This window comes from Streptomyces sp. A0592 (genome assembly GCF_004795115.1).
In the GTDB taxonomy this organism is placed as follows: Bacteria; Actinomycetota; Actinomycetes; order Streptomycetales; family Streptomycetaceae; genus Streptomyces; species Streptomyces erythrochromogenes.
This window is the reverse complement of sequence record NZ_SSBM01000001.1, coordinates 613,888-626,991: the sequence shown is the minus strand read 5'-3', so window position 1 is coordinate 626,991 and position 13,104 is coordinate 613,888. Positions and strand designations below refer to the sequence as shown.

Sequence of the window (13,104 nt, the reverse complement as noted above, 5' to 3'; positions counted from 1 at the left end):
GGGAAGTGAGGATATGCGTCCGAGTCTCCGCGAATGCTGCTTTTCGGTCATGGCGGACGAGCCGCCTCCCGCTACGACGGCCCGTCAGTTCTCGGTATCAATGGCAACCTGATGGCCTGTCGATTTCCGATGGACGCGTGATCTGGGCCGAGGCCCACTCCGGAAAGTATGATCAAGAAATGGCTGACATGACCGAAACTACGCCAGGCTGGCTGACCAGTGACGAGCTGGACGCGGCCAGGGCCCAGATGCCGATCCTGTACGTCGAGGCCGTTCCCGTGCGCGTCGACGAGACCGGCGAAGTCACCAGCATCGGACTGCTCCTGCGGATCGGCGCGGACGGAACGATCAGCCGGGCCCTGGTGTCCGGCCGTGTCATGCACCACGAGCGGATCCGTGACGCGCTGCTGCGCCACCTGGAGAAGGACCTGGGGCCGGTGGCCCTTCCCCTGGTGCCGGCCTCCCTCCAGCCCTTCACGGTGGCCGAGTACTTCCCCACGGCCGGGGTCACCCCGTTCCACGACCCCCGCCAGCACGCGGTGTCCCTCGCCTACGTCGTACCGGTGACGGGCGACTGCCGCCCGCGGCAGGACGCCCTGGACCTGGTGTGGTTCAGCCCGCAGGAGGCGGCCTCACCCGCTGTGCAGGGCGAGATGCCGGGCGGCCACGCGGTGCTGCTGAAGCAGGCCCTGGCGCACGTGGGACGCGCCTACTGAGGCGCGGCGGCCGCCCCCGCGCGCACGGCCTACGGGGTCTGCGCCGGGGTGAGCCGCGTGAGGATCAGCAGGGTGTCCACGAGGTCCTCGGCGGGTGCCCCGGTGGCCAGGCGGCGCAGCTGCTGCCCGAAGACGAGGGCGACGGCCACGCCCGCCAGCCGTTCGGGGTCCGGGACGCCCAGTTGGGTCAGGATCCGGGTGGCCAGCAGGTCGTAGGCGGCGAAGCAGTCGGCCGCGGCGGCCCGTAGCCGTTCGTCGCGGCCGGCCTGGACGTAGAGCTCGAAGGGCGCTATGTGGCGGCTGTCGAAGGCGTTGCCCCCCGCGACCTGTGCCACCACCTCGGCGGCCTGGCCGATGTCGAAGTGCTCGTCGGAGCACTCGTCGGCCAGTGCCGTGAAGTGCCGGGTCTCCTCGGCCACGAAGTGCAGCAGGCTCTCGCGCAGCAGCTCGTGCTGGGTGGCGAAGTGGTAGGTGACGGAGCCGAGGGAGACCTCGGCCTCTTTGGCGATCCGCCGGTTGGTGACGGCCGCGATGCCGTCCTGCCCGATGATCCGCAGTACGGCGTCGATGATGATCTGGCGGGTGGCGGATGCGTGGGGCATGTCCGCATTCTGCCCCATCGACCTGCGTGGTCGCCCCTGCGGGGGCGGGAGTTGGGGACCGCCGGGGTGTGGACAAGCAGGGACGCGGTCCCTACTGTTCGTTCGAACGAACAGTAGAAGAAGGCCGCAACGCCGCACGGGAGTCGTCGTGGAGATGTCCGGATCGAACGTTCTGCTCACCGGGGCCACCGGAGGCATCGGCTCCACCCTGGCCGCGCGGCTGACCGCGCAGGGGGCCCGCCTCACCGTCACCGGCCGGCAGGAGGCCGCCCTCAAGAGCGCCGCGGACGCCTGCGGCGCCCGGGCCGTGATCGCCGATCTGGCGGTCCGGGCCGACGTCGTGCGCCTCGCCGAGACCTGCGCCGAGACGGACGTCCTCGTCGCGAACGCCGCACTGCCCGCCAGCGGCGACCTCCTGGACTACACGGAGGAGCAGCTCGACCGCGCCCTCGACGTCAACCTGCGGGCACCCGTCCTGCTGTCCCGGCTGCTCGCGGAACGCATGGTGGCCCGCGGCCGCGGCCACATCGTGCTGGTCGGTTCCATCTCCGGCAAGGCGGCCACCAAGTCGACCTCCCTGTACAACGCGACGAAGTTCGGGCTGCGCGGGTTCGCCCTCGCCCTGCGCCAGGAGCTCCGGGGCACGGGCGTGGGGGTGTCCCTGGTCCAGCCCGGCTTCGTCCGTGACGCCGGGATGTTCGCGGCCACCGGCGCCTCGACACCGAACGGCATCAGGACCGTCACGCCCGGCCAGGTCGCCGACGGCGTCCTGCGGGCCGTCCGCCGCGACCTGTGCGAGGTCAACGTCGCCCCGCTGGAGCTGCGGCTGCTCAGCGCCATAGCAGGGCAGTTCCCCGGCTTCGCCGAGCGGATCCAGGCCCGGGCGGACTTCGACGGCTCCGTGCGGCAGATCGTCGACTCCCAGCGCTCCCGCCGCTAGGCCGTCTCTCGACCGTGGCCGGCGGCGGTCCCCCGCCGACGGGACCGCCACCCCCGCCCGCCGCCCCCGCCCGCGGCCACCGCTCCTCGCTCTTGTTCGTCGCTCTTGTTCGTCCTCGCACCTGCACGCCTTCCATGCCACCCATGTGAACGGAGAGCACGGCTGTGCCGAGTGAACACCTTCCGAGCGGCGGGCCCGAACCCGGCCCGCAGGTCGAGCGCAGGTCCCTGCTCCGATGGGGGGCCCTCCTGGCCGCGGGCGGGGCCGCCGAACTGGTACCCGCACCGGTCGCGCACGCCGCGACGCGGGGCCGGGGCACCGACACGGTGACCACCACCTACAAGGGCCGCTCCCCCTACGGCAACGACCAATGGGCGTACGTCGCCTTCGACGTCGCCGCCGGAGTGCAGCGGATCTCCGTCTCCGCCGCCCACGACGCCTCCGCGGGCATCCTGGATCTCGGCATCTTCGACCCGGCCGGCTTCCGCGGCTGGTCCGGCGGCGCGCGGACCGGCTTCACCCTCGCCGCCTCGGACGCGACCCCCGGCTACGTGCCCGGTCCCGTCGGGCCCGGCCGCTGGTCCGTCATCCTGGGGCCCATGGTCGCCAGCCCCGGCGGGATGGACTGGCAGGTCGACGTCACCCTCCACCAGGGAGCCCCGCTGCCCCCGGTGCCGTACGACATCCTGCCCGCCGCGGTCGCCGGACGCGGCCCCGGCTGGTACCGCGGCGACCTGCACCTGCACTCCTGGCACTCCGACGGGCAGCGCTCGGTGGACGAGATCGTCGCGGCCGCCCGCCAGGAGGGGCTGCACTTCATCGCCACCTCCGACCACAACACCAGCTCCACCGGCGTGACGTGGAACGGGAACGTCCCGACCGACCTGCTGGTGATCAACGCCGAGGAGGTCACCACGCGGCACGGCCACTGGCTGGCCGTCGGCCTGCCGCAGGGCGAGTGGGTGGACTGGCGCTACGGCCCCGCGGACCAGGGGGTGTTCGAAGGGCACACCCGGCGCGTGCACAGCCTCGGCGGGCTGACGATCGCCGCCCATCCGCTGACGCCCGCGCCGGGATCCTTCTGGGAGTTCGGCCTGGACCGCGTGGACGCGCTGGAGGTGTGGAACGGCCCGTGGACCCTGGACGACGCGGCCAACATCGCCGCCTGGCACGTCATGCTCTGCCTCGGCAAGCGGGTCGCGGCCGTCGGCAACAGCGACGCCCACAGCCCTGCGGACGCCGTCGGCCGGCCGCACAACGTGGTGCGCGCCGCCGCCCTGTCGACCCCTGCCGTACTGGACGCGCTGCGCACGGGACGCTCGTACGCCGTCGAATCCGCGGCCGTGACCCTGGACTTCACGGCCCGCGCCGGCGCGGCCGTCGCGGGGCCCGGTGAGGAACTGCCCCTGTCGTTCTTCGACGCCGTCGACGTGACCCTGAACGTGACGGGCGCCCCGGACAGCATCGCCACGCTGTACACCGAGTGGGGCATCATGGCCGCGACCGGCATCGACAGCAGTGGCCGGGGGCAGCTGAGGTGGCGCGGCTGGGGCAGGGCCTCGATGTTCGCCCGGGCGGAGGTGCGCCGGCCCAAGCCGGCCTCCACGACGCTGGACCAACTGGTCGCCATCACCAACCCGGTGTGGTTCTACTCCCCTCAACTGCCCCCGTACGACGTGGAGCGGCGCGTGCTGTTCCACACCGAGCGCCGTCCCGACGGGTCGTGGAGCGACATGCGTCCGCTGCCGGGTGCCGCCGGCGCCGCCTCGTTCGCCGGGGTGCAGAGCGCCGCGGCGGGGCTGGCGGACGGCTCGGTGGTGGTGCTGGGCATCGCGCCCGACAACGGCCTGTGGCTGACGACTGCGCGGGGTACGGTCACGCTCCGGCCGTGGCAGCGCGTCGCGGGGCCGGACGGCTCGACCGGGTTCACCGTGCGGGAGGCGGACATCGCGGCCTTCCCCGACGGCACCTGCCAGATCGTGGCGACGGCCATGGACGGCACCACGTACCACCAGCTGCGGCGCGCCGACGGCGGCCTGACCGGGTTCAGGGCGCTGCCGGGCTCCCCCGCGGCGAGCCGCTGGGGTGCGACGAAGGTGGCGATCGCCGCACTGCCCGACGGGTCCGCCCAGTTGCTCAGTTACGGCACGGACGGTGCCATGTACCACTGCGTCCGCGGGCGCACGGGTGCGTGGACGCCCTGGGGCAGGCCGGCCGGCCACGGCGGGGCCCCGGCCTTCGCCGGCCCCGCCCTGGCGATCACCGGGATGCCCGACGGGTCCTCGCAGGTCCTGGCGATCGGACTCGACGGGATCGTGTACCACCAACTGCGGCGGCCGGACGGCTCCTGGACCGGCTTCCGGGCCCCGCGGGGCGTCACCACCGCCACCATGGGGGCCAGCGCCATCGGTATCGCGGGAACGCCCGACGGCTCGGCGCAGGTCGTGGCGGTCGGGCTCGACGGAAAGGTCTGGCACAACGTCCGGAGGCCGGACGGCTCCTGGAGCCCGTTCGGCAGGATCCCCGGCCCGAACGGGAGGGACCCCTTCCCCGCGGGCCAGGTCCGTATCACCGCCCTGCGCGACGGCACCACGCACGTGACGGCCGTCAGCGCGGGCTAGACCGTCTCTCCCGGGGCCGCCCCGCTCTCCGCGCCGCTGTCACCGGGGCGGTGCGGGTCGGTGGAGTGCGGGCGGTGGAGTGCGGGGCGGGACCAGGGGGCGTCGGCTTCGGCGGCCGGTTCCGGGCGCAGGCCCAGTTCACCGAGCGCGTTGAGCGCCATCATGGCGGTGAACACCGGGTTGGGGTTGGCGCCGCCCACCCCGAGCTCGGTCATGGCCTGCGCGTAGCGGGCGGCGAACGCGCTCGGGACGATCGGCCCGCCCCCGCCGGTCAGCCCGAGTGCCGCCTCCTGCAGGGCGGTGGCCTGCTCCAGCAGCCCGTCCAGATGGGACACCGCCTCGGCGCCTCGGCGCAGGGCGAAGGTGTGCCCGTCGGTGAGGATCGCGGCCTCCCCCTCCTCGAAGAGGCCCGCGACGGCGCCGAGCACGGTCTGGATCTTGAGCTGATCGGCGTCGTACATCGCACCGCAGGCGCCGTTGCCCTCGTCGGACAGGTGCAGGACGCCGCAGTCCCTCAGGTGCACGATCACGTGCCCGGCGCAGTGGCCCTGGCTGCGCAGCACCCGGACCGCGCCGTCGGCGAAGGTCCAGCCGGTGAACCGGTGCGAGCCGGTCCGGATCAGCTCCAGCGGCCGTTCCTCGTAGGTCCGGGTCGTCGCGGCGAAGGGCCGCATCGGCGTGAAGAGCGACACCACCCGGGCGGCCAGGGCGGGCGCGGGCAGCGGCGCCGCCCAGGCGATGCGCTCGAAGGACCGCGCCCAGTAGGAATCCGGGTCCCGCATCTGGTCGAGGTCGCGGGCGGGGACGTAGTGCTCGGCGGGTACGCCCAGCTCGTCGGCCAGCTCGTCCGCCAGGTCGTTGTTGCCGACGTGGTCGGGGTGGCCGTGCGTGGTCAGGACCAGCACCCGGGACCAGGGCCCGACACGGTCGGCCGCCGTCCGCAGCGCCGCGCGGAAGGCCGTCGTGACGCCGGTGTCGACGAGCACCAGCGTGTCGCCCGCCCGGTGCACCAGGGCGTTGCCGACGTCCGGCTGATCGTGCGCGAAGTCCAGTTCCCGGCCGAGGACCAGCACGGTCCTGTCGTCGATCCCGATCAGGTCACCCAGCGCGGTCATGGATCCTCCCGCGGTCCGCTCCGGGCCGGTCGGGGCCGGAGCCGCTGCTCAAGGCCGTCCAGCACCAGTCTGCCGCCGCCGGGCGGGCGCCGCACCAGCGCCCCCGGGTGCCCGGAGCGCCCCCGCCGGGCCGCTGAGCGCCCCGGCGGGAACCTCCCTACGCTGGGAAGGGGTACCGGATGGGGTGAAGCCATGGCAGCGCAGCCCGCAGCAGGAGGAGCGCCGCGCCCGGCCCGCCGGATCCGATCCCTCGCCACCGTCCTCGCCGTGGCCTGCGCCTGCCTGGTGTCCGGGTACCCGGATCCGGCCCGGGCGGCGGCCGTGGCCCCGGCCGCCGACTGCGGGACCGCGCTGCCGGACAGCTTCTGGCGTGCGCCCGTGGACACGCTTCCCGTGCACCCCGACTCCGCCCGGTACGTCTCCTCGATCGGCGCCGCGGAGCCCCTGCACCCCGACTTCGGCTCGGGCCTCGTCGACGGCCGGCCGATCGGCATTCCGATCACCGTCTCGGACACGACGGTGCCGGAATCGAAGGTCTCCTTCGACATCGCCGAGGAGAGCGACCCGTCCGGGTACCGGATCCCGCAGAACGCCAGGATCGAGAACGGCCCGGCGAGCGACGGCGACCGGCACGTCATCGTCTGGGACCGCGTCCTGTGCAAGTCCTACGAGCTCTGGAATGCGAAGCGGCAGGGCGGCAACGCCTGGCACGCCGGCGGGGGCGCGGTCTTCGACCTGCGGAGCAACGCGCTGCGGCCCGACGGGTGGACGTCGGCCGATGCGGCCGGACTCGCCATCCTGCCGGGCCTGGTGCGCTACGACGAGGCCGCGTCGGGGCGGATCGACCACGCGATCCGCATCACGGTGCCGCGCTCGGACCAGAGCTACGTGTGGCCCGCGCGGCACCAGGCGGGCGCCGCGGCGGACCCCGCCCTGCCCCCCATGGGGCTGCGGCTGCGCCTCAAGAGCTCCGTCGACACCTCGCAGCTGGCCCCGCAGGCCAAGGCGGTCGCCGAGGCCCTCAAGAAGTACGGTGCCATCGTCGCCGACAACGGCTCGGCCTGGTTCGTCTCCGGTGAGGAGAACTCCCGCTGGGACAACGACCAGCTCGCCGGGCTCAAGGGCTTCAAGGGGTCCGACTTCGAGGCGGTCGACGCGTCCGGGCTGCAGCAGTCGCCGGACTCCGGTGCCGTCGCGCCGAGGTGAACCACCCCCAGGTCGACCGCCCCGCCGGATCCTTCCCCTACTCCTGTCGCAGGGTCGTGACCAGATCGCGCGGCAGACCGTGGGTGTCGTGGAGGTAGTGGAAGTCCTCCTCGGTCAGCAGGCCCCGGAACCGGGGGCGGACAAGCACCTGCCGGCCGCGCTCCAGGAGGCGGCGGAACCGCTGTTCCTCCTCGACCAGGTGGCGAAGCACATCGCCCGGCGGCATGTCCTGCCGGAAGTGGTCCAGGGTGTGCCGGACCAGCTCCTCCGGGAGGTCCCCGACGCCGCGCGAGGGCTCGTCCCGCCACAGCAGGGTGAGCACCCGCCGCACGAGCCGCCGCAGCACATAGCCGCGCCCCGTGTTGGCCGGGCGCACGCCGTCGCCGAGCACGACGACGGCCGAGCGCAGGTGGTCGCAGACGATGCGCAGCGAGGTCTCGTCCAGGTGCCACAGGGGTGGTACGAGGCGCCGCCAGGGATCGAAGACGTCGCACTCGAACACGGACGGCTTGCCCTGGAGCAGGGAGGCCAGCCGCTCCAGGCCGAGTCCGGTGTCGACGTTGCGCCGGGGAAGGGGAACGAGGGAGCCGTCGTCGAGGCGGCGGTGGCTCATCGTCACGTGGTTCCACACCTCGACCCAGCGGTCGTCGCGGGTGGGCGTCGACCGGGGCGGGCCTTCGCCGCTCCACAGGAAGATCTCCGAGTCGGGGCCGCAGGGGCCGACGGGGCCGTTGGACCACCAGTTGTCCTCGCCGGTGAGTTCGACGGGGACCCCCTTGTCCTGCCACAGCCGGAGGGAGGCGGTGTCCTGACCGGTCTGGTCGTCGCCGGCGTGGACGGTGGCGTACAGCAGGCCGGGATCCACGCCGAGCCCCTCGGTGAGCAGCCCGTATCCCCAGTCGAGGCTCAGCGGTCCGTCGTAGTCCCCGAGTGACCAGGTGCCGAGCATCTCGAAGACCGTCAGGTGGGTGGCGTCGCCGACCTCTTCCAGGTCCGTGGTGCGCAGGCAGCGTTGTACGTTGACCAGTCGACTGCCCAGCGGATGGGGGCGGCCCTCCAGGTACGGGGTGAGCGGGTGCATGCCGGAGGTGGTGAACAGCACGGGGTCGCCGGGTGGCGGCAGGAGCGTCGAGCCGACGATCCGGCGGTGTCCGCGCTCCTCGAAGTACTCGACGAACGTGCTCAGTACGCGTTCGGTGTTCATGGGGTGGCTCCTTCGCATCACAGCGGGAAGGGGCGCCGGAGAACGGACCGGGCGATTCTGCGGCCGGGCGGTGACGCCACGGCATGGCCGACGGACCGTTTTCCGGTCGCCGGGGAGAGGGGAAGGTCAGGCGGCGGCAACCGGCGAGCTGGTCGCTCGCGCGGTCGCGGTGGTGCGGGGGCCGTTGACGTTCATGCGGGCAACGGTAGCGCGACCGTGCCTGCCGGGGCACGTGGATTTCGCGGGGCCGCTCGTCGCGCCGGCGGCCCGCCCGCCGTGGCGGGGCTCACGCCCGGATCCGTGTACGGGGCTCCTCCGCCCGCATCAGGAGGTGGCCGCGGCGGAAGCGCTCATCGGGGCCGGGCTCCCGCAGCATCCGCCCGACCTCGGCGAACCCGGCCTCGCGGGCCGTCTCCGCGAGGTCGTCGATCGGCCATCGGTAGGCGGTCGTCACCTTGTGGTCGAACGCCGCGACGGGCCCGCCCTCGGCCTCGAAGAAGGCGAGCAGGAGGTGCCCGCCCGGGGCCAGCACGCGGCGGAACTCCGCGAAATAGGCAGGGAGTTCCGGCGGTGGTGTGTGGATCACCGAGTACCAGGACACGATGCCGCCCAGCACGGCGTCCGCAAGGTCCAGGGCGTCCATGGAACCGACGTCGAAGCGCAGGCCGGGGTGGGCCCCTCGGGCGAAGTCGATCATGGCCGGCGAGAGGTCGACGCCGAAGACGTCCAGCCCCAGGTCGCGCAGGTGCGCCGTCACGTATCCCGGACCGCATCCCAGCTCGGCCACGGGCCCGGCACCGGTGGTGCGGGCGAGATCGGCGAAGGCGGCGAGAACCGAGCGGTCCAGCGGAACGCCGTCGAGATAGTCGCGGGCGAGGTCCGCGTAGAGGACGACGACGGCGTCATAGGCGTCCGACGTCGCGCGGAGGTGGGCGGGGAGTTCGGTCACGGGGAACCACCTTGGAGCGTCACGGGACCCGGGGTCCACTACTGGCCGGCGGCGGTCTCCTTGACCGCCCATGCCAGGTACTGCTCCGAGGTCGCGGCGGCCGGGAGCACGATCCACTGGGGCACGTCGTGGGGGTGGCGCTCGTGCACCCACGCCTCCAGGCCCGCGACGGCGTCCGTGGTCGTCGTGAAGAAGACGCGGTATCCGCGTTCGTGGCGGAGGGCGTCGTTGTTCCAGTGGAAGAGGGTCATCCGGGCCTCGACGTCGGCGGCGGCCGCCAGTCTGGCCTCCACCGCGCCCTGCGCGATCTCGTAGGCCTTCGTCTCGTCGTTCACGGTCGTCAGCGCGATCACCACGTTTGCCACTCTGGTCCTCCTCGATCGGTTTCCCCAACCCTACGGCGGGAGTTCGCGTGCACCGCGCGGCAGGGCAGCTTCGTGCTCATGAAACAGCGGAGCGACAGCGCCACCGACCAGGCACCCGCTGATCCGGCCGCCACCGACGACACGCTGACCGGCTGGCCCGTCGGCTGTTGGACCGGCCGCGCGCATACGGCCGCTGGGAGCCGAACCGGGTCAGCGGCGGGCCGGCGGCACCGGACCGTGCGGAAGTGGTCGCGCGCAGCTCACCCTGCTCGCCGACGGGCCCCGCGAGATCGCCCGGGTCGTCGACCGGTTGCTCCACCGCGGCAGGCTCCGGGCGGACGCCGCGCAGCGCCTGCACCTCACCGACACCGGCGAGGCCGCCAGGATCCGACTGCGGGCGCTGGTGACCGAGGTGCGCGAGGTGCACGCGGTCGTCACGGACGAGGAGTACGTGGCCGCACTCAAGGTGCTGCGCACGATGGTCGCCAACGTCGAGGGCAGCGGGCACGCGCAGTCGGGGCGGAGACGAGGGGGCGGTGCCGCGGTCGCCGCGGTCGCCTCAGCCGGCCAGCGCGACCAGCCTCCGGTACGCCAGTTGGTCCGCGCGCCGGGCGGTCAGGTGGACGTGGACGTCGGCGAGGTACTCCTTCAGGGCGGTGTACCCGGCCGTGTAGGCCTCCTCCTGCTCTTCGGCCGCCGGCGGCATCCAGAGGATCAGCAGGAGCTCGTTCCTCCGCGACCCTTCCGGGCTGGCGAAGGAGAGCTCGTGGACGACCAGCCGGGGCTCGTCCGAGGGGAGGCCCTGCACCAGCTCGTCGTGGGTCAGATTGCCCTCCAGCTCGGCGACCACGACGTCCGGGGGATCCCCGAGGCGGAGCACCGCGGTGTTGACCTCCCGCTGCTCCCTGAGGTGCCGGATCGCGGCGAGGCAGCCTTCCGACAGGCCGATCGCGCTGCTCATGGGGTCTCACCCCTCCGTGCTGGTCGGGTCCGGGCGCCGGCGAACGTCCGCCGGTCGCAGTCCACGACGCCGACCGGCCCGTGCATCCTCACGCCGACGCGCGTGCGGTGCGGCGTACCGGGCCGCGGTACGGGCAGAAGTCACCCGGCCGGCCGCACGCGCCCCCGCGACGCGGTGCCCAGGGTGCGGGGCGCGCGGTTCGACCGTACAGCTGTGCCGAGTCCCGAAGCTGGGTAGGGAGCTGTCTGCCGCGGCGGGCCGAACCTGCCGCACCGGCCGTACGGTTCAGGGGGGACTGTGGCACTGCTCGATCAACTACCCGCGCTCTTGGGCGTCGTGGTCGGTTCACTCGGCTCCTACGCCGTGCAGACGCTGACCGAGCGCCGGAGGTGGACGCGGCAGCGTGAGGAGCGCTGGGACGAGAAGCGCTTCGAGACGTACGGCCGTTACGCCAACGCCCTCAAGGCTCAGCTCCGCCTGACCCAGCGCATCGGCGCCTCGCTCGGGTACTCGGACGTGGTGGACCCGCTGGCCCCCGCCGAGGGCCTGCCGCTGCTCGCCGACGCGGAGTCCCACCGTGCGACGGAGTGGGAGGCCGTCCTCCTCGTGGGGGACGCGGCGACGGTCGCGGCGGCGCGGCGCTGGCACGAGACGATCTGGACCATTCAGCTGCTGATACGGGAGGACTCGGTCGACGGCGAGATGTGGACCAGGGCGCACCGGCTGGCGAGCGCGGCGCGCGACGCCTTCTACGAGAGCGCGCGGCGCGACCTCGGTATAGAAGGCGCTCCCCCGCCGCCGGGGCAGTGGCCGCGGGAATGGCGGGCCGAGCTGTCCGGGTGAGCGTGTTCCGGCCACGTTGCGCGGCGGTTCGCAGAGCGGTCCGTGCCCCCCGCAGCCGTCTCGTCCGCATCGCCCGTCACCCCCGTATCCCGCGTTGTAGCTGCATCGGAGCCGTGCCGGGAGAGGTCGGCAAAAGGCTGCAGCACCCCTGGTCGCATCACTAGAATTCGGCCAAACCGGGCGCTGGGTGGGGGGTCGAGTGGAGGCATTGGTTCCGGGTAATCCCGTGAGGGTCGGGCCGTACCGCGTCGTGGCGCGGCTCGGCAGCGGGGGCATGGGGCGGGTCTATCTGGCCCGGACGCCGGGCGGGCGCAGCGTGGCCGTGAAGGTGGTGCATCCGGAGCTGGCACGGGATCCGGGATTCAGACTGCGGTTCGCCCGCGAGGTCGCCGCCGCACGGGCGGTGGACGGACGGTTCACCGCGCAGGTCCTCGATGCCGGGGTGGATGACCCGACGCCGTGGCTGAGCACCGTGTTCGTACCCGGGATGTCCCTCGCGGAGGCGGTGGCCGAACACGGCCCGTTCCCCGAGGAGTCGGCGCTCGCCCTGGCCCGCGGCCTGGCCGCCGCGCTCGCCGCGGTGCACGCGGCCGGTCTGGTGCACCGGGACCTGAAGCCCTCGAACGTGCTGCTCGGCCCCGACGGACCCAGGGTGATCGACTTCGGCATCTCGCGGGCCACCGGGGCGAGCGCCCTGACCCGGACCGGGACGACCGTGGGGTCGCCCGGCTTCATGTCTCCGGAGCAGGCCGGCGGGGGCACGGTCGGTGCGGCCTCCGACGTGTTCTCGTTCGGTACGGTGCTGGCCTTCACGCTGACCGGTGAGAGCCCTTTCGGGACCGGTGCCACTCCGGCGCTGCTGTACCGGGTGGTCCATGCCGAGCCGCGGCTGGAGGGCCTCTCGGGGGGGCGCGCTGGACCTCGTACGGCGTTGTCTGGCCAAGGATCCCGCCGGTCGGCCGACGACGGCGGCCCTGGTGGCGGAGCTGTCCGCGGGTTCGGGCGGGTTGGGCGGTGCGCGGCCGGACGGTTCGGCGTGGCTGCCGCCCGCCGTCGCGGGCAGCCTGCTCGTGCGGGCCTCTTCGGCGCTCGAAGCGGACACGGGCCCCACCGGCTACGAGCCGACCCGCGTGGACCCCGCTCCGGTACCGGGCCCGGCCGGCGGGCCGAGGGAGCAGGAGCCCCCGGGTACGCCGTCCACCGGGCCGGACGGCCGCACGCCGCGCCCGGCGGGGCCCCGCGCGCGGCTCCGGACGGCGCCCGTCCTGGCTGCCGCCGCCGTGGTGGTGGCCGCGGCGATCGGGGCCCTGGCGTACACGGCCGGCTAGCAGGAGAGGGGGCCCGACCCGGCGTACGCCTCCCAGGACGACAGCGGTGAGAGCCCGTCGGACGACACCGCTGCGCCGGAGGAGACGAGCCCGGAGGCGAGCACGGAGCCGGCCGACGGCGGGACGACGCCCGAGGAGCCCTCCCCCGAGCCGACGGACCCGTTCGACGGCTGGTCCCTGGCCGACGAGGCGGACGTACGGCTGCCCACCGGTCACGGCCTCGATGCCGCGGACTTCAAGGACGCCAGGTCGGG

At 73.6% G+C, this 13,104-nt stretch carries 13 protein-coding genes and 2 pseudogenes; 8 read left to right on the top strand and 7 right to left on the bottom strand.

Translation table 11 applies throughout. The features are described from left to right. The first annotated feature begins 188 nt into the window (after nucleotides 1-188). Nucleotides 189-716, top strand: coding sequence for an NUDIX hydrolase family protein (locus tag E6U81_RS02945; RefSeq protein ID WP_168714529.1), 528 nt, complete (start codon nucleotides 189-191; stop codon nucleotides 714-716). Nucleotides 717-745: 29 nt separating this feature from the next. Here the strand turns inward: E6U81_RS02945 and E6U81_RS02940 are convergent, their stop codons facing one another. Continuing rightward, a complete protein-coding gene (locus tag E6U81_RS02940; protein WP_136228431.1) occupies nucleotides 746-1,318 on the bottom strand; it encodes a TetR/AcrR family transcriptional regulator in 573 nt (190 codons plus the stop codon). Nucleotides 1,319-1,466: 148 nt separating this feature from the next. Between E6U81_RS02940 and E6U81_RS02935 the strand changes: the two genes are divergently transcribed. Beyond that, a complete protein-coding gene (locus tag E6U81_RS02935; protein WP_136228430.1) occupies nucleotides 1,467-2,258 on the top strand; it encodes an SDR family oxidoreductase in 792 nt (263 codons plus the stop codon). A 164-nt stretch (nucleotides 2,259-2,422) separates the two neighbouring features. After that, complete coding sequence (locus E6U81_RS02930) at nucleotides 2,423-4,879, top strand: CehA/McbA family metallohydrolase (RefSeq protein ID WP_136228429.1); 2,457 nt, start codon at nucleotides 2,423-2,425, stop codon at nucleotides 4,877-4,879. Here E6U81_RS02930 and E6U81_RS02925 read toward each other — a convergent pair. Then, entirely contained in the window at nucleotides 4,876-5,994 is a 1,119-nt protein-coding gene (locus tag E6U81_RS02925) for an MBL fold metallo-hydrolase (RefSeq protein ID WP_136228428.1), read from the bottom strand. The two genes, E6U81_RS02930 and E6U81_RS02925, sit on opposite strands and share 4 nt — an antisense overlap. 192 nt (nucleotides 5,995-6,186) lie before the next feature. Here E6U81_RS02925 and E6U81_RS02920 point away from each other — a divergent pair, with 192 nt between their 5' ends. Continuing rightward, on the top strand, nucleotides 6,187-7,200 hold the full coding sequence (locus E6U81_RS02920; protein ID WP_136228427.1) for a hypothetical protein: 1,014 nt from the start codon (nucleotides 6,187-6,189) through the stop codon (nucleotides 7,198-7,200). 37 nt (nucleotides 7,201-7,237) lie between these two features. Here the strand turns inward: E6U81_RS02920 and E6U81_RS02915 are convergent, their stop codons facing one another. The 3 genes from E6U81_RS02915 to cutA all read right to left on the bottom strand — a co-directional run bounded on the left by E6U81_RS02915 (nucleotide 7,238) and on the right by cutA (nucleotide 9,718). After that, nucleotides 7,238-8,404: an alanine--tRNA ligase-related protein gene (locus E6U81_RS02915; RefSeq protein WP_136228426.1), complete on the bottom strand. Its 1,167-nt coding sequence runs from the start codon at nucleotides 8,402-8,404 to the stop codon at nucleotides 7,238-7,240. Between the two features lie 286 nt (nucleotides 8,405-8,690). Continuing rightward, the gene (locus tag E6U81_RS02910) at nucleotides 8,691-9,353 is read right to left on the bottom strand and encodes a class I SAM-dependent methyltransferase (RefSeq protein ID WP_206309813.1); all 663 of its coding nucleotides are present in this window, start codon (nucleotides 9,351-9,353) and stop codon (nucleotides 8,691-8,693) included. 38 nt (nucleotides 9,354-9,391) lie between these two features. Then, on the bottom strand, nucleotides 9,392-9,718 hold the full coding sequence (gene cutA, locus E6U81_RS02905; protein WP_136228424.1) for a divalent cation tolerance protein CutA: 327 nt from the start codon (nucleotides 9,716-9,718) through the stop codon (nucleotides 9,392-9,394). A gap of 78 nt (nucleotides 9,719-9,796) precedes the next feature. Here cutA and E6U81_RS40765 point away from each other — a divergent pair. Next, nucleotides 9,797-10,226: pseudogene (locus E6U81_RS40765) on the top strand (MarR family transcriptional regulator); the annotation flags it as partial. 51 nt (nucleotides 10,227-10,277) lie between these two features. Here E6U81_RS40765 and E6U81_RS02895 read toward each other — a convergent pair. Next, a complete protein-coding gene (locus E6U81_RS02895) occupies nucleotides 10,278-10,679 on the bottom strand; it encodes a cofilin family protein (protein ID WP_136228423.1) in 402 nt (133 codons plus the stop codon). Between the two features lie 297 nt (nucleotides 10,680-10,976). Between E6U81_RS02895 and E6U81_RS02890 the strand changes: the two genes are divergently transcribed. The 3 genes and pseudogenes from E6U81_RS02890 (at nucleotide 10,977) to E6U81_RS40755 (ending at nucleotide 12,850) form a co-directional block, all read left to right on the top strand. Then, complete coding sequence (locus tag E6U81_RS02890; protein ID WP_240803581.1) at nucleotides 10,977-11,522, top strand: hypothetical protein; 546 nt, start codon at nucleotides 10,977-10,979, stop codon at nucleotides 11,520-11,522. 274 nt (nucleotides 11,523-11,796) lie between these two features. Next, nucleotides 11,797-12,351 (top strand): annotated as a pseudogene (locus E6U81_RS40760) (serine/threonine-protein kinase); the annotation flags it as partial. Nucleotides 12,352-12,397: 46 nt separating this feature from the next. Continuing rightward, on the top strand, nucleotides 12,398-12,850 hold the full coding sequence (locus E6U81_RS40755; RefSeq protein WP_240803601.1) for a hypothetical protein: 453 nt from the start codon (nucleotides 12,398-12,400) through the stop codon (nucleotides 12,848-12,850). On the opposite strand, the gene E6U81_RS02880 is transcribed toward E6U81_RS40755, so the two are convergent. Beyond that, entirely contained in the window at nucleotides 12,847-13,059 is a 213-nt protein-coding gene (locus E6U81_RS02880) for a hypothetical protein (protein WP_136228421.1), read from the bottom strand. The genes E6U81_RS40755 and E6U81_RS02880 overlap by 4 nt on opposite strands. Nucleotides 13,060-13,104: the final 45 nt, after the last annotated feature.

Bases quoted from the DNA above. Each gene is read 5' to 3' on its own strand.
- E6U81_RS02945 (WP_168714529.1), top strand. From the start codon at position 189: ATGACCGAAACTACGCCAGGCTGGCTGACCAGTGACGAGCTGGACGCG.
- E6U81_RS02940 (WP_136228431.1), bottom strand. From the start codon at position 1,318: ATGCCCCACGCATCCGCCACCCGCCAGATCATCATCGACGCCGTACTG.
- E6U81_RS02925 (WP_136228428.1), bottom strand. From the start codon at position 5,994: ATGACCGCGCTGGGTGACCTGATCGGGATCGACGACAGGACCGTGCTG.
- E6U81_RS02920 (WP_136228427.1), top strand. From the start codon at position 6,187: ATGGCAGCGCAGCCCGCAGCAGGAGGAGCGCCGCGCCCGGCCCGCCGG.
- E6U81_RS02915 (WP_136228426.1), bottom strand. From the start codon at position 8,404: ATGAACACCGAACGCGTACTGAGCACGTTCGTCGAGTACTTCGAGGAG.
- E6U81_RS02895 (WP_136228423.1), bottom strand. From the start codon at position 10,679: ATGAGCAGCGCGATCGGCCTGTCGGAAGGCTGCCTCGCCGCGATCCGG.
- E6U81_RS40755 (WP_240803601.1), top strand. From the start codon at position 12,398: ATGCCGAGCCGCGGCTGGAGGGCCTCTCGGGGGGGCGCGCTGGACCTC.